The 21,846-nt window shown below is 56.5% G+C and carries 19 protein-coding genes; 9 read left to right on the plus strand and 10 right to left on the minus strand.

The window, feature by feature from the left end; all coding sequences use genetic code 11:
- Window positions 1-5: 5 nt before the first annotated feature.
- The 3 genes from traM to G7064_RS21635 all read left to right on the plus strand — a co-directional run bounded on the left by traM (window position 6) and on the right by G7064_RS21635 (window position 2,639).
- Window positions 6-1,202, plus strand: a complete 1,197-nt coding sequence (gene traM / locus G7064_RS21625) for a conjugative transposon protein TraM (RefSeq protein WP_166075417.1) — start codon at window positions 6-8, stop codon at window positions 1,200-1,202.
- A gap of 17 nt (window positions 1,203-1,219) precedes the next feature.
- Window positions 1,220-2,263, plus strand: a complete 1,044-nt coding sequence (traN, locus tag G7064_RS21630; protein ID WP_166075419.1) for a conjugative transposon protein TraN — start codon at window positions 1,220-1,222, stop codon at window positions 2,261-2,263.
- Between the two features lie 88 nt (window positions 2,264-2,351).
- Entirely contained in the window at window positions 2,352-2,639 is a 288-nt protein-coding gene (locus G7064_RS21635) for a hypothetical protein (protein WP_166075420.1), read from the plus strand.
- 518 nt (window positions 2,640-3,157) lie between these two features.
- Here G7064_RS21635 and G7064_RS21640 read toward each other — a convergent pair.
- The 3 genes from G7064_RS21640 to G7064_RS21650 form a co-directional block, all read right to left on the minus strand.
- Window positions 3,158-3,550, minus strand: coding sequence for a hypothetical protein (locus tag G7064_RS21640; protein ID WP_166075421.1), 393 nt, complete (start codon window positions 3,548-3,550; stop codon window positions 3,158-3,160).
- A gap of 50 nt (window positions 3,551-3,600) precedes the next feature.
- Window positions 3,601-5,001 carry a Fic family protein gene (locus tag G7064_RS21645; RefSeq protein WP_166075422.1) on the minus strand — a complete coding sequence of 467 codons (1,401 nt, stop codon included), beginning with the start codon at window positions 4,999-5,001 and terminating at the stop codon, window positions 3,601-3,603.
- Window positions 5,002-5,088: 87 nt separating this feature from the next.
- Complete coding sequence (locus G7064_RS21650) at window positions 5,089-5,379, minus strand: antitoxin VbhA family protein (RefSeq protein ID WP_166075423.1); 291 nt, start codon at window positions 5,377-5,379, stop codon at window positions 5,089-5,091.
- Window positions 5,380-5,801: 422 nt separating this feature from the next.
- Here G7064_RS21650 and G7064_RS21655 point away from each other — a divergent pair, with 422 nt between their 5' ends.
- From G7064_RS21655 to G7064_RS21665, 3 genes are all read left to right on the plus strand, one after another.
- Complete coding sequence (locus G7064_RS21655) at window positions 5,802-6,809, plus strand: tetratricopeptide repeat protein (protein WP_166075424.1); 1,008 nt, start codon at window positions 5,802-5,804, stop codon at window positions 6,807-6,809.
- Window positions 6,810-7,231: 422 nt separating this feature from the next.
- Entirely contained in the window at window positions 7,232-8,359 is a 1,128-nt protein-coding gene (locus G7064_RS21660) for a hypothetical protein (protein WP_166075425.1), read from the plus strand.
- A 695-nt stretch (window positions 8,360-9,054) separates the two neighbouring features.
- Window positions 9,055-9,489 carry a hypothetical protein gene (locus G7064_RS21665; protein WP_166075426.1) on the plus strand — a complete coding sequence of 145 codons (435 nt, stop codon included), beginning with the start codon at window positions 9,055-9,057 and terminating at the stop codon, window positions 9,487-9,489.
- A 211-nt stretch (window positions 9,490-9,700) separates the two neighbouring features.
- Here the strand turns inward: G7064_RS21665 and G7064_RS21670 are convergent, their stop codons facing one another.
- The 7 genes from G7064_RS21670 to G7064_RS21700 form a co-directional block, all read right to left on the minus strand.
- Window positions 9,701-10,102, minus strand: a complete 402-nt coding sequence (locus tag G7064_RS21670; protein ID WP_166075427.1) for a hypothetical protein — start codon at window positions 10,100-10,102, stop codon at window positions 9,701-9,703.
- A gap of 1,737 nt (window positions 10,103-11,839) precedes the next feature.
- Window positions 11,840-12,139 carry a hypothetical protein gene (locus G7064_RS21675; protein WP_166075428.1) on the minus strand — a complete coding sequence of 100 codons (300 nt, stop codon included), beginning with the start codon at window positions 12,137-12,139 and terminating at the stop codon, window positions 11,840-11,842.
- Window positions 12,140-12,879: 740 nt separating this feature from the next.
- Window positions 12,880-13,305, minus strand: a complete 426-nt coding sequence (locus G7064_RS21680) for a hypothetical protein (RefSeq protein ID WP_166075429.1) — start codon at window positions 13,303-13,305, stop codon at window positions 12,880-12,882.
- Between the two features lie 277 nt (window positions 13,306-13,582).
- A complete protein-coding gene (locus G7064_RS21685) occupies window positions 13,583-14,059 on the minus strand; it encodes a hypothetical protein (protein ID WP_166075430.1) in 477 nt (158 codons plus the stop codon).
- Between the two features lie 1,124 nt (window positions 14,060-15,183).
- On the minus strand, window positions 15,184-15,741 hold the full coding sequence (locus tag G7064_RS21690; protein WP_166075431.1) for a DUF6252 family protein: 558 nt from the start codon (window positions 15,739-15,741) through the stop codon (window positions 15,184-15,186).
- Window positions 15,742-16,331: 590 nt separating this feature from the next.
- Window positions 16,332-16,907 (minus strand): DUF6252 family protein, encoded by a 576-nt coding sequence (locus G7064_RS21695; protein WP_166075432.1) that lies wholly within the window; start codon window positions 16,905-16,907, stop codon window positions 16,332-16,334.
- A 149-nt stretch (window positions 16,908-17,056) separates the two neighbouring features.
- Window positions 17,057-17,536: a lipocalin family protein gene (locus tag G7064_RS21700; RefSeq protein WP_166075433.1), complete on the minus strand. Its 480-nt coding sequence runs from the start codon at window positions 17,534-17,536 to the stop codon at window positions 17,057-17,059.
- Window positions 17,537-17,936: 400 nt separating this feature from the next.
- Here G7064_RS21700 and G7064_RS23375 point away from each other — a divergent pair, with 400 nt between their 5' ends.
- The 3 genes from G7064_RS23375 to G7064_RS21715 all read left to right on the plus strand — a co-directional run bounded on the left by G7064_RS23375 (window position 17,937) and on the right by G7064_RS21715 (window position 21,789).
- Window positions 17,937-19,607: a GEVED domain-containing protein gene (locus G7064_RS23375; RefSeq protein ID WP_410505561.1), complete on the plus strand. Its 1,671-nt coding sequence runs from the start codon at window positions 17,937-17,939 to the stop codon at window positions 19,605-19,607.
- 186 nt (window positions 19,608-19,793) lie between these two features.
- Window positions 19,794-21,275, plus strand: coding sequence for a TonB family protein (locus tag G7064_RS21710; protein WP_166075435.1), 1,482 nt, complete (start codon window positions 19,794-19,796; stop codon window positions 21,273-21,275).
- 256 nt (window positions 21,276-21,531) lie between these two features.
- A complete protein-coding gene (locus G7064_RS21715) occupies window positions 21,532-21,789 on the plus strand; it encodes a hypothetical protein (RefSeq protein WP_166075436.1) in 258 nt (85 codons plus the stop codon).
- Window positions 21,790-21,846: the final 57 nt, after the last annotated feature.

Below are 21,846 nucleotides of genomic sequence, written 5' to 3' on the forward strand. Positions count from 1 at the left end.
GTTGTATGGCTACTACCACGAAAGATGCGCAGTTCTACCGAACGCGCAAAATGGCCACCTTCATCCCGATTGTTGGAGTACCTTTCATGGCCGCTATATTCTGGGTGGTGGGTGGGGGAGAGGGCGCCGAAGCGGCGGCTACTGCACCAGCTAGTACCGGTATTAACACGGACTTGCCTAAAGCGGGCAACAGCAACATTACCAGCAGCAAGCTAGAAGCGTATGCCGCGCCAATAGATTCGCTCCGTAACCGGGGCTTGGTAACGGGCAAGGCAGATACGGCAGTAGCAACGGGACTGGCCTATGGAGTGGCGGCGAACGGCCAACCTAGCTCAGCTCCGGCTGACGCGCAGGTACTAGCTGCTCAGCAGCAGTTGGCCGCGGTGCAGGCGGCTCAGCAAAGCAGTGGACAAGTGGCCGCGCCGGCTACGTCATCCTTAACGCCGGAACAGCAAATGGAGCTAATGCGCTCTCAGCATCAGCGCGAGTTGGAAGCGGCCCGCACCCAAGCCTCCCTTGAACGCATCAATGCGCAAACTAACGCAGGAGTAATGGCTTCGACCAGTGCGGGGGGCGTGGCCGTGGCCGTAACGAAACCAGCTGTACCGGCTAAGAAGAAACCGGCTACCAAGGCAGTAGTAGAAGATAACGATGCTATTGTATCGCGCCTGGGCACTACTGGTGGCTTGAAGCGCACGGCCTCTTTTCAAGGGCTCGATGATGGCAACTCAGCTAATGCTGATGCCAATACCCTGCCTGCTGTTATTCACGAATCACAAGAAGTGGTTAGCGGTTCGCTGGTGAAAATGCGGCTTACGGAACCTGCCGTAGTCAATGGCCATAAGCTGGCGGCCAACACCTTCATCTATGGTACGTGCAGCCTGAGCGGCGAGCGGTTGAGCATCAGCATTGAAACGCTGAAAGCGGGGGGCAATATCTTTCCCGCTTCGCTGGAAGTATACGATGTGGACGGCCTGGCAGGGCTCCATATTCCAGGCACTATTACGCGGGATGCAAGCAAGCAAGCGGGGGCTGACGCTATGGGCGCGGCCGACATGATGACCATGAGCGCCGACCCGGCAATGGCGGCAGCTGGGGTAGCGGTTACTGCGGCTAAGAGCCTGGGGCAGAAGAAAATTCGCCTGGTCAAAGTCCGACTCAAGGCGGGCTACAATGTCATGTTGAAAGTTGATAAAGAGTAACCTAATATTTCCCTGTTATGAATAAGGTCCTCCTTTCCGTAAGTGCTGCTTGCGCGCTGACCCTCCTCAATGCTTCGTCCGTTGTGGGCCAAGCAAAAAACCCTCAAGGTCGTGCTGCCCGTGCTGGGACCATGTACCAAGGCAGGGGGCAATATACAGATGCGCCGGCTACCACTTCGGCCAGCCAAGACGCGCCCAAGATGCTAGAGTATTCGGACGCTAATAAAATGGCTTCTTACCCGCTGTTCATCAGTGACCAGAAGACTACCCACCTAGTCTTTCCTTTCCCGGTTACCTACGTTGATTTGGGTAGTAATGGCCTGATCGCGGCCAAAGCAACGGGCGCGGAGAACATTGTTCGCGTAAAAGCGGCTGCTAAGGGCTTCGCAGAAACCAACATGACGGTACTTACTTCCGATGGAAAGCTGTACTCGTTCATCGTCAACTACAACCGCGACCCTAAAATCTTGTCGCTGAACCTGGGCGCAGGTACTACGGCTGCTCGGTCAGGCTCGCCGGCTATTGCCTCTAGCTCGCGCTCAACCACTGAGGCTATTCTATCGAACTCGCCCATTCCACAAGGTAATCTGGATGCCTTCTCGGTTGAAGCATTAACGGGCAAGGGCACAGCGGAAAGCAAAACGGCTAATCAACTCAGCCTGCGGGCGGGGTCGGTAGGATATCAGAGCGAAACGCTGTTTTTCCCGTTGCACATCGCCAACAAGTCGAATGTGACGTATGATATAGACTTTGTAAAGTTCTACATTCAGGACAAGAAGGTAGCGAAACGCACGGCCGAACAAGCCATTGAAATAGCGCCTATTTATGTCTATAATGGGCCTCAGCAAAAGGTTGAGGCTCAAGGCAAACTGGAAAAGGTGTTCATCTTCAAAAAATTTACCATTCCTGACAAGAAGCAGTTAGTGATCGAGCTGTACGAAAAGGGGGGTGGGCGTAACATCAAGCTCACGCTGGCCAACTCGGATTTGTTGAAGGCCCGCACGTTTAATGGCAATGCTGTGGCCAGTGGCGATGCGGTGGGTGCTGTTGGGGCTAGATAGCCTGCGGCCTTCTACGCTGCCGGGGGTTTAAACCTTGGCCGTTCACGGCATAGTCGCTAGCACTACTCGTTCTAACCTCCCACCCACCATGAACGAATCCCGGTATCCTCGTCTGGCCGCCTTGGCTACGTCCTTGTTTGCGCAACCTATCTCGAAGAACTACCTCGGCCTGTCAATAATCTTGATTGTGCTAGGGGGGTTTGTGGTTTACACGGACAACAACTTTCCCGATGTAGCGAAGCACCTGGTAATGGTAGCCATTATGCTAGGCATTGCCCGGCTGTTCAATCCTCAGCCGATGCGCTGGGCCTGGGTAGGAGTAGTAGGAATTATGAGCTTACTCTTAGCCCTCGACGTGGCCATTCTCTTTGTGTAGCCGCTAAGCGCAGCATTACGGCAGTTGCGAAGCGGAGCATCAGCTGTAATGCTGCGCGTTGGGGATGATAGTTGCGAAAAGTAATTTAAATGCCTAGTCACTTGTGGCCGGGCGTTTTGATTACTCTAAAAAATACTCCAGCATGGATTTCTCGAACGCTTTAGCCAACTTGCCTGGTGCTCTTTATTTCACCCTCGGCGTAGGCGTTGCTACCTATCTGGTCCTTTACCTGCACCGCTACTTTATTCGTCCTCTCTTCCGTTGGGCTAAGAAAAAGATTTCATCCAGAGAGTAGACGAGCTGCCCCTATACTACCTGCACCAAGCGGTAACCTTATATGTATTTCCACGCGAAGAGCTGGTAGTGTTTCCAGTGTTTCTTCTCCGCCGTAATGATGTTTTACAATTGCAAAATGATAGATACCTGCTCCTGTGCCTACTTCTAGGCAGCGCTACTACTGTGGCTAAAAAAAGGGCCTACTTATACAACAGCAGGGCCTTTTAATTCATATTGGGGTCTTATGGAAGTATGTAGCTAGCCACTGGCTGCGGGTTAGGTCCGGGGCCGGACTTGGTATCAACCGTTTTCCCATCGAGCTGAATTACGCACGTCACGTTGGCCGAAGCATCGCCTTGGGAAGGGAAAGCACCTACACTCAGTATATCAGCAGATTTCATCGTCCGCTTGAACGAGTAGGTCTTGGGTAGCGGTACGTTTTCCTCCGTAATCAGCGCGCCGGTATTATCGCGGTAGATGATGCGGGCCTGAGCGTAGTTCACAGCCGTTACCTGATACGTAACCTGGTATTCCTTGGGAGTGGTATTGGGTTGGGGATCCGAATTTTCATTATCCTTGGAGCAACTGATTGCTACTAGCGGCAACAGTAGCAGGGTAAGCAGTTTCTTTCTCATAGTCTGATAGGGTAATGGGACGTAGTGTAATCGAAAGGTAAGCGTAACGATTAAAGTTTGGGGCCGCGCCTCTGCTTAGGGGGAGTTGGTAGCTCAACCTTGGGGGCTGGGGAATGCTGCGCGAGCGGCTGTTGCCGCTGGGCAGTTTGACCTTTCTGCTGCGTGACGGCCTGTTCCATTCGTTCGCGCACGGCGGCGGGCAAGTATACCTCAACGCCTACTGTGCCGGCTGCATCGCGGTTCAGCTTTAGCTGCATGGGCACTTGCTGTGGTCCGCCCTGCGGATTAGGCATCGGGAATGGCAGTTGATCAGTGCGCTGGCCCTGCAGGAGCTTTTCCATTTGGCCACGTTTCCATAATTCCTCTACGGGCTTACCCACCCGCTCCAACTGGTCGGCTGGTACTTCCTGTTCCCGAAAGGGTGGGTTCAGCGCCTGGTTTTTATCGAGTTCAGCCCCGGCCCGTTTCAGATCGGCTAGATGGGCTAATGACCCTCGGGTAATATTGGGGTCGGTTTCTACCTGCTTCACTTGCTCAAGCAGATGTTGGCGAAACTCGGGCCACGTCGCGGGCTCTCGCTGTACGGTCTGTGCCCTGGCAACCAAGGCGGCTTCCTGCTCTTTCGCATTCAGCATGTACTCCGACGTGACGTTAAAGTCATGCTTGGTTATTCGCTGCATAAGCAGTTCTTCCGAAACCTCCCGGCTTACTACTATGATAGTACGTAAGGCCTCGGCCTGCCGCATGGCTGGCGCCAATCCCGGTAGGGGTTGCGCAAGATTCGGGGCGCGCAACTGTTCAGCCTGGGCTCCGGGGGTAGGCGAGGTAGCCTCGCGCAGCAGCTTGCGTAGGGGTGCAAGGTTTTCATCTGGGTTCACGGCGTTTTTGCGTACAATAGCTGCATCGCGACACCTATTGAATTGCTCTCTCACCTGCTGCTCGCTTAGGCGCACATCGTAGCCAGCACCCCGGCCAAGCTCAGCCACGACTACTTGCAAGGTTCGGCCGTTGCCCTCCCGGAACGCATGGACAAAATTGTACTGGTCGGCGTAGTACGCTAGGCGATGTACAAACTGGTCTTTATCCAGTCCTCGAAGCTTGTTTTCCTGTTTGAGTTGGTCGCTTAATAGATTAAGCCGCGTATCAATCTGCTGATAAGGAGCAAAGAATAACGTGCCTTGGGGTAGGGGTTTCTGGCCCTGAAATTGGCCCCAAGCGCGGGTCTCGCCCGCCCACGGATAGATGTTGCCTAACAGTTCCTTGTGAATGCGTTTGAGGTGGGCCGCGTCAAAGTCACCGGGCATTGGCTTAATCCCATAGACTAATTGACCTATTAGACCCACGTTGCGACCTTCGGCTACTCTTAACTCCTTGTCTGTCGTTGCATCTATGCTGTTAATCAATACTTCATTGCCCGGCCGGCTGTACCTGGGGTCTTGAAATAAATCCATAGTCGATAGGTTGGATAGCCACGAAGAAAAAAGGGCCTACTGGTAACAGCAGGCCCTAATATCGCGAATTATAGAAGGTTAGCAGGCTTACGAATGAGCAGGTTGCTTCTGGTAGATACTCATAGCGGCATCCACAGCTTGTTGCAAAGTGATTTCACCGGCAATGTAGCGGTTGTAGGCAGCCTTGGCATCGTCGGGAATGATGGCTCCCTGCGCCTCACCCGCTGCATAGGAGAAGTTAATGATTTCGCGGCGCTGGGCCTCTGTTGCTTCCTGAGGTAAGAAAGTAGGCTTTTCCATACCCGAAAAATACGCAATATTTCCTGTAAGGATAGGGCGCACAATCTGGCTGCGGAGCATGGTCAAGGAAGCTTTCATAGTTGGGATAGTTTTGCGGCTAACGGTAGTGCTGGTCGTTCGCGTTGGAATTAGTCAACGTGCGGCACAGGTCATTATATATACGTCAAAACAGGCTTATAAGGTCCGCGAAGGCCGGTGGCTGTTGCAGAACGCCCGGCGGGGAATCTGCTAGGTCACATGCGCGCCTCGTAAGCCCTAGAAAGACGTAAGCCGCGCCCCCATGCACGGCGAGCGGGGCTCGACTAGCCTGGTTTCCTCCACCTACGAGACTTTTGCAACAGCCACGCCGGCTTATCGGACCTAACCTAGACCTTTTACCAGGCTGGCACGATAGTAGAAACGGGAAATAACGCTCAGCCTACGATGGGGCGAGCACGCAGCGTAGCTAGTGGTAAGCTGCGCTATTATCTTATCTAAGCTGGTCTTTTAAACTTCTCCGCATGCGAGCAGGGCTATTCGTGGGTGTTTTGCTGTTGGTGCACCTGACTGCGAAGGCGCAGACTACCCCTGACTCAAAGCTTGAGTATCTTGAAACAGATGCCCTACGGGCCAAAGACCGAATCAACGAGCGGCCGCGCTACGGGGGGCTGACCAAGACGGCCGCGCATTTAGAAGCCGACGAACTCTTTATTGCGCAGAGCCTGCGCCAGTACGGTACGGCCCAGGCCGCCAGGCAGGCCCATGTCAACTTCGGGTGGCACTACCTGGCCACCAACCATGCGCCCACGGCCATCAAGCGCTTCAACCAGGCCTGGCTCCTCGATTCCACGGCCGCCGACGTGTATTACGGCTTCAGTGCGTACCTGCTCCACCAAGGCCAAGCGAAGGAAGCCGAACAGTTTAGGCAGCTCGGCCAGCTTCACGACAAAGGCAACGAAGCCCTACTCCAATACTACGCCAGCCTAGCCTACAATCAGTCCTTGCGGCGGGACTACCCCGGGGCCATAGCCACGAATGAAAAAATTATGGCCCTGGCCCCCACCAATGCGTTTGCGCATAGTAGAACCGGCTATTGGTATATGCTGCAACAGGATACGGCCCGCGCTGCCCACTACCTGGGTCGCGCGGTGCAGCTGGACCCGCAGGATTCGGTTTCCTACCTGAACCGGGGCTGGTTGCGCTACGGACAAAAGCAGTATCCGAAGGCCGTGGCGGATTTCACGCAGGCGATCCGCATCAACGCGCACTACATCGGCGCCTACGCCAACCGGGCCTTGGCCCACACCGCTGCGGGCAACCACGCAGCGGCCATTGCGGACCTGCAACAATGCCTGGAGCTAGTCCCCCCCCGCGACAAAGGCCAGTTCTATTACTATATCGCGCAGGCCCGCCTAAAAACCAACGACGCCAGCGGGGCCTGTGCGGCGTTGCGGCAAGCCCAGCAATGGGGCGGAACCCCGGCGCTGGAAAAGGAAATCAAGCACCTGCTGAAAAGCGCCTGCCGGTAAGCGCCTTTTTAGTACTAGCCTGTCAGGCACGAGCAACCTGACCGAAATCTACTACTTGTCCCAGCGGGCGCTGATTACGCCCGCTTATCAGTACTGACTTTTGACGCTAAACAGGTGTGAAAGGAGCGTTCAACAACTGTTCAGCCTCCCCCTATAGGAACCGCTGGTGGCTGTTGCAGAACTTCCTCTCGAGCGCTGATTGGTTCCAAAGACAGACCACAGCGGCGGGGTTAGCACCAGCCAGGATGGAGGTGGGTTCTTAAGGAGAAGTCCGACCCAGGCGACAGGGTGTACGGGCAGCGACGGAAGAAGCCGACCCGGTACCAGGCCGGCAGGGGATTTCTTGCCGCTGTTCATTTCTTGATGTAGATCAAGAACCGAGCGCGACGGCCACCCTACCTTTACGCTCCTTCCACCCCACTATGCCCTCCCGTATCCGTACCTGGCTGCTTCGCCTCCTGCTCCTGCTGCTGCTGGCCGCGACGGCCTTCGCCCTGTTACAACGCTACTTCTTCCAATCTCATCTGGATGTGGCGCCACGCCTCGTGGCCCTGCGCGCCGATCGGTTTGTCCCCACCACACCCAAACCCCTGTTTTACTGGACCCACGACAGCCTGTACTACGTGCCGGCGGGCCCCATTACCTTCCGGGAAAAGCCCATTTGGCAGGGGGCGGTAGAGCAGGCCTACGTAGCCCCGAATGGGCAGTACATTCTCGTGTATGCGCAGCGGACTCTGCTGCTGCTTAATCGGCGGGGACAGCCGTTGTTTACCCTGGACAACTGCACGAAGGTGATTGCCTTGCAGGAGGATCGCCGCTCGGGCCGCTTCCTGAGCGGGAATATCCAGTGGAGCCCGGACTCGCGCAGCTTCCTGATTGCGCAGGACCGCACGTGGGTGAACAACTTTAGCGATCAGAATACGACCACGATCTGGCAGTATACCGTGGCCAGCCGGCAGTTCACCCCCCTCGTGCACGTAGACGAGGAAGTGGTCGACGATTTTTACCCGACTCACGCGGGACAAGGGCTCTACTACCGAGCCGCTACGCCCGAGGGTGATCTAATCTATAAATATATAGCGCTGGCCACGGGGCGCTCGGTGGCCCTGGCCCAGGAAGATAGCCTGGCGGGCATCTTTGTCAACTTTGAGGACTACAAGTTTCAGTTCGCCCAGAATAGCTACGATCTGGCCAAAGTCGTCTACGGCACGAACCAGCAGGATACGGTCGTGGTTTACTCTCAGGCCAGCGACGGGAGCCGCCCGCAACCCTTACTGGTAGGCACAGCCGGCTATAACGCCTTCAAGAACCGATCGTACAGCTACTTGGCCAACGGGGGGTATTTCTTGCCTGGCAACCGCTACTTTGTGGCCGAGTTGCACGCCGACGGCCAGGTTCGGTTTGTGGTGCTCGATACCGAGCAGCCCCGCGTGCGCCGGTTGGCGGGGCCCACTACCTTTTTCTTTAGCATCACCTCGCTCGACCAAGCGCATTTCGCGGCCAACCGGACGAATGGGATAAGCCCGGCGGTGCAGTACCCCAGGTATTAGGAGGACGACACTATCGTTAAGTTGGATGCTATGCCTACCCCCCGTCTACGCTGGGCTTTACTACTTCTCTTCTGCTTGTCGTCTTGCTTTGACCTGAACACTAGAGAAACCGTTATTTATGGGCCGTACTACGTTGCCTCAGACCCCGCTGCATCCTATAAAACCCTGTTCTATCGTACTCAGAACGTGGATGTAGACCGATTCCAAAACGTATCGCGAGTGGGATACAAAGCCGGCTACATCTTTATAAAGTCAGAGAATTCATTCTACTGGTTTGCCGTGAAGAATGATAGGCCGACGGATGTAGGGGATAGCAGGATTAGGGGCCTGATAAGCAAGCCGCTGACGGAGGCAGAGTTTACTCGGCTACTAGCGACGTTGAAGATCGGAGCGATCGATTATCAGTTCATGAGTGAGTAACCAATTCGTAAAGCTGCGACCCCATATTTTAGGTTAACTCAGACGAATGGAAACGGAAAAACACCACGTTTTGGCAGTTAGATAGTGGAGATAAAAACTGTACTTATTCCGAGGTCAGTCCGATATCTAATCTTATGTCAATCAACTTTTCTGAGATGAGAGCTATGCTTATTGCACTTCCCCACTGCCCCAAAAATCCTGTTTGTCTAGGGTCGTAGAGGTATTGATTTTGGCGTTATAAGGCGCGAAGCGTACCTTGATTTTTTCTGCGAACTATGATTGCCCAAACCAAGGATACGCCTAGGAACCGGCTTCGGCAGGAGGAGCTGTTTAAAATCGCCGTGCTTTTCCTAGGCTCGCTGTTGTTGGCCGTCTGGTTTAAAGCCGATTATCTGCTGTTTGCTCAGCCCGTCTACACGCCCGCCCGCATCCTGAAGATAACGGACTACGCCGTGGACTATAAGTTCTACGATTCGCTAGCCGACAAGACGCTCACGTTTCGGCACGAGCTATTCCCGGAACAAGCCCAGCGTTTGCGCGCCCGCCCCACATTGGAGGTGGTCTACGCCGCTTCCAATTCCGACATTGTGGTGGTACCGTCCCTGAAACGGCCCTTGCCAGTGTGGGTGTTTGCCTCCATCCATCTGGCGTGTGTAGCGGCCCTATTTCTAAGCATCCGGGATTGGTGGCGGTTGCGCAGCGCCCGGTAATAGTTTATTATCAATAACTCAGTCCTGCAAGTAGAGGCCTAATTTGCGCTAACCCGATACTTTCACTGGTTACGCATCACAAGGCTAGCAAGCGAGATGCTTTTGTCCGAGAAGGTATTTTTATGTTAAGTAAGTCGTTGAAGGTTAACATAAAAATACCTTCTAAGACAAGTATTTAGTAGGTCGACCCATTTGTGTTTCGTGGGCGCCGTTATTTTGGTCGGCGCCACCCAGTTAGTAGAAACTTGATGAGTTGTAGTAGGAATTTGAGCAGTTGCAGTAGATTATCTACTAACTCTTGCCAGTGTGGGGAGGTAAAGATGCCCCACATGGGAGGAGTTGGCTTTCCTAAGGGCATCATGCTACCTAAGACACCGAAAAATGCGGAACTCAGGAAAAGAACACTCCCAATAGTAGTCTGACTATAATCCTTTAAGTCCGATGAGATAACGGACAGCACGAGTAAAAACACGAAAAGGCTCCAAAAGAACCACCGGTAACCTTGAAGCAACACCCGCGATTTTATCAGCCCGGTAAGGCGCAACAACTGGTACAGTAGTATCACGGGGGTGCCATAGAGCACCGCGACCATGAAGAAAGCGAAAAAGATCATCTAGAGAGGCATCTTACCACAGATTCTCGAAAGATAGGAAAGCTTATATAGCGCACTTGCAGTAGCATTAAAATAATATCAGCTCAAAGATTATAATCGGTGCTGATTCTTTGTTTCGTCGTTAAACATAAGAGTAGTGGCTGTTGCAAAACTCCCGGCAGGGAATCTGAAGGGTCACATCAGTGGCAGTAAGAGTTTAAAAGACTGGATGATGGCTCCTCGTTAACAGCGGATGGCGGCTCAAGTAACTGGTGTTCAACCTGCTACCAGCCTTTTGCAACAGCCACAGTAGTTATACCCCCGACCGCGGAATAGTGACGGTTTTTGGCTTAGTTAAGCGTGCGTAAAAGTTTGGTACTTTGTCGAGTTATCCGCATGCGTATGCTCCTCTTCGACCGCTTTCTTGTCGTCGCTTACGGACTCCTGCCAATGGCGCTTCTTTAACTTACTCTAGGCGTTCGCACCGGTATTTACAATTGTGGGAGACGGGTATCCAGATCTAAATGCCTTGGTTGAAGAGCATTTCAAGCGCGCACTAGTTACAAAGCCTGTTCGAGCAGAAGTATAAGACACTAACTTTCAGGTAGTACTATACTACCGACATAGCAATACTATCCATGCTTTTTATTAACCTAACTAAGGGTGTCTCTAAACAACATCCGCGCTACGGCATTTCTGCCGTTTTTACCCTAGATTGCCCCTATGAGAACTTTTTCCTCCTTATTGTTGAGCAGCGAGGCTGGTGGTATAGGCTACTTCTTTGCGTTATTAGCGATTGTTGTAGTTATAATCTTCGTTTTGGTACTGTTAGTTGTTCTAAACTCAAGTAAGGGCAAATCTCGTGATACGATGAAGACGTTCATGGGCGTCGTCGGGGGGCTAATTGCCCTTGCCATATTATGGCTATTTTCACAATGGGAGTAGCAATCGTAGCAATGGAGTAACCTGTTTTTGTTTTACTCTGGTTGCTATGGACAACGGGAATAAGTGGGAGTCAGAAGATTAGTAGCTGTGATAACATTTCTTTTATCTACTCCTCCAACAGTGTCTACTTGGGAAATAGGGTCAGATACCAAGGGTCTTATCAGCCCTTATACGGGACGCTGTACAGTTGTTGAACGCTCGTCTCACACCTGGACAGCGTCAAAAGTCAGGACTAATAAGGCGGGCGTTTGCTGCTTAGCGTAAGGGGGACTATATAACCAGTCAGCTTACTAAAATGGATAAATTCATTATCAAAGATTCAAGTATTCTAAATGAGGGAAACCCTGTTTTTACATTTCCTTACCCTATCAAGAATGTTCTTCAACTGACTCACTGCTGTATAGTACTGCTTTCTATCCCGCATCAGGTTAAGTATAATGAGAACGTCTTTTGTCTCGATCATCTGGGTAGGCTGCTATGGCAAATTGAGGCCATACGCCATGTGTATGAGGATAGCCCGTACGAGAGCATCCGTATTAACGGGGCAAATGTGAGACTAGAAAACTTTGATGGCACGCTACTAGATGTTGAGCCCTTAACAGGCAAAATAATAACAATGGATTGGACTAAATAAGATACAATAACTCGCTCTTACCGGACTTTATCCAACTAGGAATACCTGAACGTTGCCACTATTCATTTAACTGATTATGTCCTTGTAACGCGTGATACTAGCAACGACTTAGCGCGCATGCCATCTAACCTCCGCTGGAACATACCAAGTGCGCCCGCCACAGCTTCTGCTAGCTGGTATTATGCCGAAGGGGTGCTCGTCTTGTCCTTAAATAAAGTGATCACAATCACTATAAGGGGAATTATGAGATAGAGCATATCCCGAATGGCTCCCATGACAAACAGGAGAAACACCAGCAAGAGGGTTAGGGAGATAATACAGAATTTCTTCATAAAATCGGCACCCTTCATCAGCGTACTGATAAACAGAGCCCCGACGACAAAGCATAGGAAATAGACTAATGCGAAGGCGCCTTCTACCCACAACCCCATGAGATTATTTTCTACTAAGAGGGACGTGAACATGCGGGAGATATGCATAAAAGGGTAGTAAATTTTGCGTTAAGTTAAGCGGTATACCAGGAAGGCGAGGCTAGCTAAGAACAGGAGAAACGGGACGAGTAGGGAGAACTACACGCAACTCGTACAAGCCATCGTAAACCGGTCTGGGTACTGGTTGAGGAGGTCTAAGTTAACCGGACAGAAGAAGCACGTGCCTTTCTGCTACCCTGACTGCAAAAAAGCGTGGAGCGTCGTTCGCTAAACGGCGCAAGTACGATGCCGCTTTCGCTGCGGGAAAGCCGAGGAGGTAACCTGCGGGTAGCTTCCCTCCGTTACGTCGGCGCCAATGGGAGCTAGATAGACTCTTCGGATAAAGGCGGCATCCGCCGGCGCTGGCTTTCCTTCTGCTCCACCCGTCCCGTCTCGGGCAAAGATTAGGTGTCATAAGACTTCGTTCTCACTACCTAATGCCCAAGAATAGCCCCAATAAATTAGGGTCGATATGTAAGTACTACGACCCTAATGCATGGTTGCTGCTTTTGGCGAAGTTTAGGTACGATAAGACTTCCTTATCGGAGCCTATCCATCGCAGGTGGGCAGAAGAATTTTACGATTGTATATCTTTCTCTAGAATGACACGTCCTTCCATTGCCTTAATGCTTCGTGCGCTTAAGCTAGCTCAAGCCGTTCACTTAACGGGCCTCGTCGAGTTCTTGCTTTCTCTCGCTGCTCAGGTGCTGGACGAGGGTCTGCCACGGGCGAGCGGTGGTGATAGGTCCCTAGTAGGAGCGCGTCGGGTCGCGGTACCGGTTCCCTACCAGGATCAGCACTACGACTATGTTTACTAGGGCTAAGGCTGGTACAGCCCACAAACTCGGCGCGGTAGTATCCATAAACAGCGGATCCTGCATTACATCGCGGAGCGGGGTAGTAGGTAGATAGTGGGAACGAGCCACGGTAAATTGCATATAGATGACAGCTCCCACCATCGCATAAGGCAGCCACATAAGAGCCCAAAGTAGACGCTTACGCCACAAGGCTACCAGCAACGCCACCAGCACCCCCGCCGCCAGCAGGGCCCACATGACTTGGGGAGTCCAATAGATAAGGTGAACGAGCGATTCTGTGCGCTCCTTTTCAGTCGTTGTCAGGGCTAGTAGCATGGGAAAAGCAAACACTGGAAAGCAGTAAGGCGACAGGGGCATAGAAAGTAGAGTTCCATATCATCCCCATGAAGCCCTGGATCTACGAAGGCAGCTAATAAAGGGCGCAGCATAAGGTGGTGATTTGACTTATGTTCGATCAGGGTTTTTGCTTGTTGCTCGCTGTTCCTCCCGGCGCGAAATGCTTTTTACTACGAGCCAAATCAACAAGATGACAGCAATGACAGGGAGGGCCATGCCAGCCATAATCACCCACATTATTATGTCAAACTCCGTACTATCGATAAAGGCAGCCAAGAAAGGACGCATGATGTAGGAGTTATTTATCAGGTAGTTTTCTATCATTCCAGACTTGGCCGTACTTAAGCAGATGGACGAGCATTAGCAGAGGAAGCATCCATAAGCTAGGTAACATCATATCCTTAAACATCGCCCGGTGAAGCCCTTGGTTATAGTCTTGAGGTCTGATAGGACCCAATTTTAACCCGTGGGCATAAGCGAGAAAGCCCAGCACGACTACGATCATCAAGTAAGGCACCAACACGGATCCCCAGTGCGTTTCGCCCCGCTCCATGCGGTCCACGCGGACAACTATTTGCCACGCCGCAAGCAGTCCCCAAATGATCTGAGGCGTCCAGAACAGAAAATAGCCTATCTCCGCAGCTCCTGCACGAGCCCCTTGATTGACGTCAATATCCGGAGTATAATAAAGGGAGTCGAGTTGCAGCAACAGCATGGAGAATAGCAGGAGGAATTTGAGGGTAAGCAGGACAATATTATCACCATTAGCAAACATGGTACCCAGGGCAAAAAGAAACCCCAGCTACGGTGGTTGCTAGGGTTGTCAATGCTAAGTAAGCTAGCTATCTACCTTATCTTTAGTCTCCCCGCCTTTAGGAAAGTGGTGGCGTTTAGGTACGACCGCCAACCAAATGAAGAAAATGATGAAGAAAATAGCGAGAGCGATTCCTCCATACTTTAGCCACGCAATCATCTCGAACTGTTTGTCCAAGTCGGTAACTAGGAAAGGACGCAGGGTATGCAGGAGTATCATGGAATACATAAGAACTTGCTCCGGTTTGTTAGCTAGTTGTTTTTTATAATTGATTTAATTCTTGTAGCCATCATCACCACGAATGCAATAAGAAAAGATGGTGCAAAAGAAACACATACCAAGGTGACTGTTGTAGCGCTATCATAGTTGCTTATTTCATATATAAACAAGCCTATCAGGCTATTTATGACACAAATTGACAATAATAGAAATCGTAAAAAACCTGTGGGCTTCAGAATGTAGAATATTATTAATGGTATAGCTGCGATGTCAAGAATCACGGAAGGACCATACATTATCTCATAGATAAGAGAGGAGACGTCAACTTCTAACAGCATAAGCACACGAGGAAATGGTTTGGGATAGTCTGGGGAAGGTAACAATTTGCCAGGGGCCACTACCTCATAGTATTCCTGCCTTATCCGTAAGGAGGCCAAGGGAGCAACAGCCGCCATTTCGCTTTGGGGTATACTGCGCAGTAGACTGAGAGAGCGACCACTAGAGGTAGGCAAAAAATAGACCCATTCCGCTATGCCGGGCTTACCCCCGCTGGCCGGCCCCGCTATCAGCCCGACCGCCCCTCAGCCGTACTTAAACGAGCTACGCTCAACTGAGTCAAGAGGCTCTGTTCGCCCGTTAACGATAAAGAATGAGCTTCATCCCAAGGAAAACGTAGCCCTAGGCTTGGTAAATATGGGGTGCTCGCCAAGGCGTCGTCCCGCAGTATGAACAGTAGTTTAGGTACGATAACTGTTCATCACCGTACCCACGTGTCGTGCATGAAAGCGGTGCGCTTGTCAAACAGCAGATATAATAACGTAGACTTGTCGTAGTAGAGCCTCGCCGCTTTGGGCCACGGGCCGGGCTTAGAAGCGCACGTCAAAGCGCCCGTCCGTCACGTGGACTTGCCGGCCCGTGGTCTTATCCGTGCCCACGAAGTGAAACCGGCCGGCCAGGATCCCGGTCGTGCGGTCGAAGCGCGTGATCGTTAATTCCCCCGTATCCTGCTCGAGCTTCTGATATTGATTGCCTCTCGCATAGAAGGCTTGGGCACTGCCTTTGCTCGTCTGAAAGGAGTAGGTCTTTCCTTCTTCCACCAGCAGGCTGTCGGCCGTGACACTCACGCGCTCGATGGGATTCAGCCGGAAGTCGCTGGCCGGGATATTTAGATAGTACCCGCCCCCTTTTCCCTCTCCCAGATGAACATAGTGCACTTCCAAACCCGGCTTTCCGCGCCCATCGCGGGGCCCGAACACGCGCCCGTCGATCTTACAGCCGAAGGTCATGGCCCCCGTCCTCGTCTCTAGGGGCAGCGGTGAGGGGTCCTTTTTCTGGCATTGGCTTAGTAGTAGCAGGGCAACCAGCGGCAGGGCGCGCCACGCGCCCTGATAAGCCGGGCATAAGGAGCGGAAAGGGGCTAGCATAAAACAGCTGAATAAGATAAAAGGCAGGTGGGGGCGAAAGATAGAGCACGGAGCGAGAACAGCCCAGCCTACGCTGGCGTGAAGCCGCGCGGGGAGCGGCCACCGAGCAGGCGGTTGGTAACCTGGCGTCTACCGGCACGAGTAAGCCCTACCTTCAACAGCCGCACCCTTGAAAAACAAAAATTGGACGCTATGTAGCAGAAAAGAAGTGGCGGTTGCAAAACTCTTGGTAACGAATCGGTTGGGTCGCTTCGACGCTTGGCAGGATTTAACTAGGTGGGAGGAGCGCCACTAGGTTCCGCCCAAGGAAGCTTAACGAGCTGTTGTTTGTCACCTATAAGACTTTTGCAGCAGCCACCTTCCTTATCATACCTAAGTTGTCGCGCATGAAGTGAGTGTTCTTTTCACTCAGCAGATACAATAACTAAAACTTGACGTAGTGGTGCTTAGCGTACTCGCCGCGCTGGGCCGCGGTCCTGGCAGGTAGCGTCGAGGGCCGGCCAGCGCTGCCTGCACTGGGCGGGCAAACCCGGGAAGCAGCGCGCTTTCGTTTCGTGCTCGCAGCCACCAAGTGGAACCACGGGGCGAGCTTAGAAGCGCACGTCAAAGCGCCCGTCCGTCACGTGGACTTGCCGGCCCGTGGTCGGATGGGTGGCCACGAAATGGAAGCGCCCGGACAGGATGCCCTGCTGGGGGTCCAAGCGCGTGATGATCAGCTCGCCCACGTCCTGGTCGCGCTTCTGGTACTCGACACCCCCATAATAAGAAGCGTGGGCGCTGCCCTTGCTATTTTGAAACTGGTACGTCTGGCCTTCTTCTACCAGGAGGCTGTCGGTCGTAATATTAACGCCCTCCAGGGGAGTAGATCGCCAGTCAGTGGCGGGAAGATTCAGATAATAGCCCCCGCCTTTTCCCTCTCCCAGGTTGACGTATTCTACTACTAGGCCCGGCTTGCCACGCCCATTGCGGGGGACAAATACCCGCCCGTCGATCTTACAGCCGAAGGTCTGGGCCCCGGTCCGGGTCTCGGGCGGCAGGGGCTCGGCCTCCTGTTGCCGGCACTGGCTCAAGGGGAGCGCGAGCAGCAGCCAGCTGAGCAGCGGCAGCAGCGGCAGCAGCCGGCGGCGCGGGCTTGGTAAACGCAGGCGGTGAGCAGACAGGGGCATAGGCGGCAGTAAAGCGAGGGGAGGAGCAGGGGGGACCGATACCCCCGGCCCGACCAGGAGGAATCCCGGCGCGGGCGCGGGTGAGCCAGACCAAAAAAAGGCGCGCTGGGCGGCGCGCCTTTTCTGCTGGTCCCCGCGGGGGCGGGCCCTTACTGGGCCGTGTAGGTCGTGGTTTGGGTGTAGGAGTCCCCGTCGTCGGTGAAGCTGAACTTGATCTTCAGGGTCGAGGCGCTGAGCTCGAGCACGTCGGCCACGACGGCCAGCGAGCCGTCGGCCATCGTGAGCTTGGTCTGGTCGCTGTTGAAGTCCCAGTTGCCGTCTTTCTGCGACTGCGGGTCCGCGCTCGTGTCGGGGCACTTGCTGGCGCCCTGGTCCTGGGTGATGGTCTTGTCGGCGTTGAAGCGGATCAGGTCGTCCTTCTCGCAGGCGCGCAGGTCGGTGAAGTCATCGTTGGTAACGGTGGTGCCGCCCGAGACGACCACACTCTGGTCGGCCGTAATGCGCCAGCTCTTGGCCGTGAGCAGGGCCGACTTGTTGGTGGCGGGCGACGGATCGTTGTTGTCGTCGCCGCAGCTGGTCAGGCCGCCCAGCAGGGCCAGGGATAACGCGAGAATCGTACGTGGGTACATAAAGGGAAAAGATAGATAGAAAAAAAGGATAGAAAAAAGAATGCTTTCCCCCGCCGGGCACGCTACCCGAAGGCTCGGCCACCCCGGCGGGGGGTGGGCCGCCGGGGGCAAAACCAATGCCAGAATAGGACCTGGGCTATATAGCTATTGCTCGCGAGCAGTCGGCAGACCGCCCGGCTGGGTCCTGCGGCGGCGCCGCCCCCCTGAGGGCCACCCATTTACACGCTTCCTGGCGGACCGAGGAAATAAAAGGGCCGACGGCCGGCCCCGGCGCTTTTATTCCTGGCGCCGATCCCGCACCTTTGCCCTTCTTGGCAGGAGTCAATTTATTCGCCGTTAAATTGATTTTAAACAAGGTTATCGTTTCCTATCCGTGTCGCTACTTTCCCTCGTCCTCGCTATGGTTACTCCCGTACCCGTCCTTTCCTCCCCCCGCCAGTCCGCACGGCGGCCCCCGGTCCATCCGCTAGGCTGGGTCCGGGGGCTTGCCCTGCTAAGCCTCGTCCTGACCCTGCTGGCTCAGCCTTTGATTTTACACGCGCAGGCCACCTACTGCGTGCCCCAGCACCCGGCCTGCGCCAACTCCACGGCCACGATCACGAGCCTAGCCATCGAGCCCCGCGACTTCGACTCGGTCGAGCCCCACCTGCTCCAGACCACGGCCTGCGCCGCCTCGCCCACCCCGGGCTACACCCTGGTGGCCCCCAGCGGCCCGCGCGCGACCCAGCAGCTGCGCGCGGGCCGCCGGTACGCCATCCTGGTCACGACCACGGCCCCGGCCACGGTCTCGGTCTGGATCGACAACGACCAGGACCAGCAGTTCGAGGCCGACGAGTGGCTCACGCTGCCCCCCTCCACGATCGATCCGGCCAGCGCCCACCGCTACGTGGGCTTTCTGACCGCCTCCACCCTCAACTCGCTGGGTCCGACCCGCCTGCGCATCCGCACCCGGGCGCAAGGGAAGCCCAACGGGGCCCGCGACGCCTGCACGCCCTTCGACTCGGGCGAGACCCGCGACTACTCCGTCACCCGCGTGCGCTGCCCCAACCTGCAGGGGGTGCTCATCAACGCCTACGCGGCCTGCCCGGGCGAGACCCTGCGCGCCCAGTCGGGGCTGGCCACGGGCGAGCTGCAGCTGCCCGTGAGCTACCGCTGGACGGGCCCCAACGGCTTTACGGCCACCACCAGCGCCATCGACATCCCCCACGTGGGGCCCCGCCAGGAGGGCCAGTACATCGTGCGGGCCCGCGTGCCGGGCACGGGCGGGGAGTGCGAGTACATCAGTGGCTTTACCTTTCGGCTCTCCACCCCGCCCTCGCCCCGCATCGAGGCCGAGGGGCCCACGACCTTCTGCGTGGGGGGCAGCGTGAGCCTGCGCGCCCTGGGGCCCGGGCTGACGGGCCCAGGTACGAGCAGCCTGATCGCCTACCGCTGGAGCACGGGGGCCACGAGTGAGCGCCTGAGCGTGAGCCGCAGCGGCACCTATACGGTCACCATCACCAACCCCTGCGGGACGGTGACCTCGGCCCCCGTGGAGGTGACGGTCGAGCCGCGCACGGCCCCGCCCGCCCCCACCGTGACGGCCCGGCTGGAAGGGGCGGCGGGCACGCTCCTGACCTCGAGCGCGGCGCTGGGCAACCAGTGGTATAAAGGCGGGCAGCGGCTGGTGGGGGCCACGGCGGCGACCTACCGGGTAGGAGCGGGCGAGGCCTGGGACGCGTACACGGTCATCACCACGTCCTCCTGCGGGCTGGCCTCCCCGCCCTCGGTCCCGCCCGGGCTGGTGACGGCCACGAGCCCCCGTTCTGCGGGGGAGGGCAGGGGCTGGAGTGTGCATCCCAATCCGAGCCCGGCGGGGCAGGCGCTGACGCTTTCCTGGCCGGGGCCGCGCCCGGCTACCACGCTCACGCTTACGGACGTGCTGGGACGGCCAGTCCGGGCGTGGAGCTTGCCGGCCGCCAGCAAGGGCGCGAGCGCGCCCCTGGAGCTGCCGGGCTTGCCGGCGGGCGTGTACTGGCTGCGCCCGGACCAGCGGCAGGGCGGCCCGGGGCAGCGCGTGCTGCTGCAGTAGCGCAGGTCTACCGTACCCATCCCCCCGCTCTTCGCTTGCCCACCTGCGCTTCCGTCCCATGCCGCTCCCTGCATACCCAGTTGACCAGCCATATATCTACGCCATCAGGGCTTTAGCACGCGTGAGCAGGCGTTATGCCCCTCGCGTTGGTGGTTTTCCCCTGGTTATTTCTTCTTACCCGTCGTTATGAAAATATCGTTTTACCCTTCCCTGCTGCTGCCATGGCTGTTGCCGTCGCTGGTGCTCCCCTGCCTGCTGACTAGCCCCCAACCCGTCGTCGCCCAGACGCGGCCCCACCAGCCCCCGCAATCCGTGTACGTGAACGTGCCGCACATGCCGGAACTGCCCACGGGGGGCGGGCTGGCGGCCCTTACGGCGGCCGTGCAGCGCCAGGTCAAGTACCCGGTCGCCGCCCAGCGCCAGGGCGTCCAGGGCACGGTGACCATCGCCTTCACGGTGCTGGCCGATGGGAGCCTGACGGACGTGTACGCGCAGGGGCTTGACTACGGCTGCCCGGAAGCGGCAACGGCGGCCCTGCGCGGGCTGCCGCGCCTGAAGCCCGGCCGCCGCCAGGGGCAGGCCGTGCCGGTGCGCATGAGCCTGCCCGTGCAGTTTGTGCTCGCGGGCCTGCCCGCCGAGGGGCGCGCGGAAGCCCGCGCCACCCCCAGCCCTGCGGCACGCCAGCAGCAGCCCGTGGAGCCGGGCGATACCAGCCGCGTGTGGCCAACGGCCGACCAGATGCCCCGGCTACCCGACGGCAGCGGCAGCTACGCCGTGGGGGCGCTCCTGCAGCGGACCCTGGTGCCCGCGCCCGACGTGCAGGCCGGCCACATCGAGGGCCGCGTGTTTGTGCGCTTCACGGTGGGCACCAGCGGCGTGGTGCGCGACGCGGTGGTGGTCAAGCCCCTGTCGGCCGGGGCCGATGCGGCCGCCCTGCAGACCGTGGCCCGGCTACCCCGCTTCCTGCCGGCCACGCACAACGGCCAGCCCGTGGCCATCAGCCTGACCGTGCCGCTCACCTTCTACGGGCCCAACCACACCTACAACCGGGCGCCGGGCAGCCAGCCCGTGCCCCCCATGCCCGATGTGGACGCCTACCTGCAGCAACAGGTACGCGTACCGGCGGTGGTCGCGGCCCAGCAGCTCAGTGGCCTGGTGGGCGTGGGGGCGGTCGTGATGCCCGATGGCCAGCTCGATTCCTTGAAGGTGGTGCGCCCCTTGTGCGCGGCCTGCGACGCGGAGCTCTTGCGCCTCGTGCGGGGCCTGCCCCGCTACCAGCCCGGGCGCGACGAAGCGGGCCGGGCCGTGGCCGTGCGCACGTACCTGGAAGTGCGCATGCCGCCCAACCCACCCGACTCCATTAGTCGGGTGTATACCTATGTCGAGCAGATGCCGCAGCTGCCCAACGCGGCGAGCATCAGCGCGACCATCCAGGAGTTGTTAGGGGAACCCGGGGGACAGGCCGCCCCCGGCCAGCGGCGGGTGTTCGTCAGCTTCACGGTGGGGCCCCACGGCGGGGTCTATGCCGTGAAACTGCAGAAGGGCGTGGGCGGAGCGACCGACGCGGCGGTCCTCGCTGCCGTGCAGCGCCTGCCCCGCTTCGTGCCAGGCAAGCAAAACGGGCGGCCCGTGGCCGTCTCCTTCACGGTGCCCGTGGTGGTAAAATGAGGAAAAAATGCGTGCACCAACCATTCATCCTGCACAAACGGGCAGGTCTTCCGGGCACCCCTACTTATAAAGCACAAACCACATGAAGTTGCTTTTTACCCTGGCGGCCTGCTTTCTAGTCGGCTGTAGTCGCCCTGTTGGCGTTATCCTCGCGGCCCCGGACCCCACGATCACCGCCCAGCAGGTCGCTTGTTTAAATAAGACGAGGGACGTGGTCAAGCAGTCCATCGCGGAGCACAAGCAAACGTTCCACGCGATGGAACAGGACGTGTACTTGTTTAACACCCCTACGGGGGCCGTGCTCGGCTACCTCTTCGAGCAAGGCGAATGTACCGCCGTGATGACCCAGGTCCCGGCGGGCCGGCTCCAGCAGGCCGAAGCGTTCATCGCGGCCGAAGTCCAAAAGAACTTCGGGCCCATGCTGATCAGCCCGGCCAACGTGCGCTACAAGCTCTACACGGCCCCCATTTGGCAGGATACGGAAACCTACCTGGTCGCGTCCTCGCTGAATTAGGCGTGGGCGGCGAGCCCGCGGCCCACTAGCCCGCAGGCCCGCCTTTTTCAAGCGGGA

The sequence above is a fragment of the Hymenobacter sp. HDW8 genome, assembly GCF_011305775.1.
Taxonomy (GTDB): Bacteria; Bacteroidota; Bacteroidia; order Cytophagales; family Hymenobacteraceae; genus Hymenobacter; species Hymenobacter radiodurans.

Bases quoted from the DNA above. Each gene is read 5' to 3' on its own strand.
- G7064_RS21690 (WP_166075431.1), bottom strand. From the start codon at position 15,741: ATGCTAGCCCCTTTCCGCTCCTTATGCCCGGCTTATCAGGGCGCGTGG.
- G7064_RS21670 (WP_166075427.1), bottom strand. From the start codon at position 10,102: ATGATCTTTTTCGCTTTCTTCATGGTCGCGGTGCTCTATGGCACCCCC.
- G7064_RS21680 (WP_166075429.1), bottom strand. From the start codon at position 13,305: ATGCCCCTGTCGCCTTACTGCTTTCCAGTGTTTGCTTTTCCCATGCTA.
- G7064_RS21645 (WP_166075422.1), bottom strand. From the start codon at position 5,001: ATGGATTTATTTCAAGACCCCAGGTACAGCCGGCCGGGCAATGAAGTA.
- G7064_RS21665 (WP_166075426.1), top strand. From the start codon at position 9,055: ATGATTGCCCAAACCAAGGATACGCCTAGGAACCGGCTTCGGCAGGAG.
- G7064_RS21700 (WP_166075433.1), bottom strand. From the start codon at position 17,536: ATGTACCCACGTACGATTCTCGCGTTATCCCTGGCCCTGCTGGGCGGC.
- G7064_RS23375 (WP_410505561.1), top strand. From the start codon at position 17,937: ATGGTTACTCCCGTACCCGTCCTTTCCTCCCCCCGCCAGTCCGCACGG.
- G7064_RS21675 (WP_166075428.1), bottom strand. From the start codon at position 12,139: ATGCATATCTCCCGCATGTTCACGTCCCTCTTAGTAGAAAATAATCTC.
- G7064_RS21695 (WP_166075432.1), bottom strand. From the start codon at position 16,907: ATGCCCCTGTCTGCTCACCGCCTGCGTTTACCAAGCCCGCGCCGCCGG.
- traM (WP_166075417.1), top strand. From the start codon at position 6: ATGGCTACTACCACGAAAGATGCGCAGTTCTACCGAACGCGCAAAATG.
- G7064_RS21660 (WP_166075425.1), top strand. From the start codon at position 7,232: ATGCCCTCCCGTATCCGTACCTGGCTGCTTCGCCTCCTGCTCCTGCTG.
- G7064_RS21640 (WP_166075421.1), bottom strand. From the start codon at position 3,550: ATGAGAAAGAAACTGCTTACCCTGCTACTGTTGCCGCTAGTAGCAATC.
- G7064_RS21710 (WP_166075435.1), top strand. From the start codon at position 19,794: ATGAAAATATCGTTTTACCCTTCCCTGCTGCTGCCATGGCTGTTGCCG.
- G7064_RS21655 (WP_166075424.1), top strand. From the start codon at position 5,802: ATGCGAGCAGGGCTATTCGTGGGTGTTTTGCTGTTGGTGCACCTGACT.
- G7064_RS21650 (WP_166075423.1), bottom strand. From the start codon at position 5,379: ATGAAAGCTTCCTTGACCATGCTCCGCAGCCAGATTGTGCGCCCTATC.
- G7064_RS21715 (WP_166075436.1), top strand. From the start codon at position 21,532: ATGGAACAGGACGTGTACTTGTTTAACACCCCTACGGGGGCCGTGCTC.
- G7064_RS21685 (WP_166075430.1), bottom strand. From the start codon at position 14,059: ATGTTTGCTAATGGTGATAATATTGTCCTGCTTACCCTCAAATTCCTC.
- G7064_RS21635 (WP_166075420.1), top strand. From the start codon at position 2,352: ATGAACGAATCCCGGTATCCTCGTCTGGCCGCCTTGGCTACGTCCTTG.
- traN (WP_166075419.1), top strand. From the start codon at position 1,220: ATGAATAAGGTCCTCCTTTCCGTAAGTGCTGCTTGCGCGCTGACCCTC.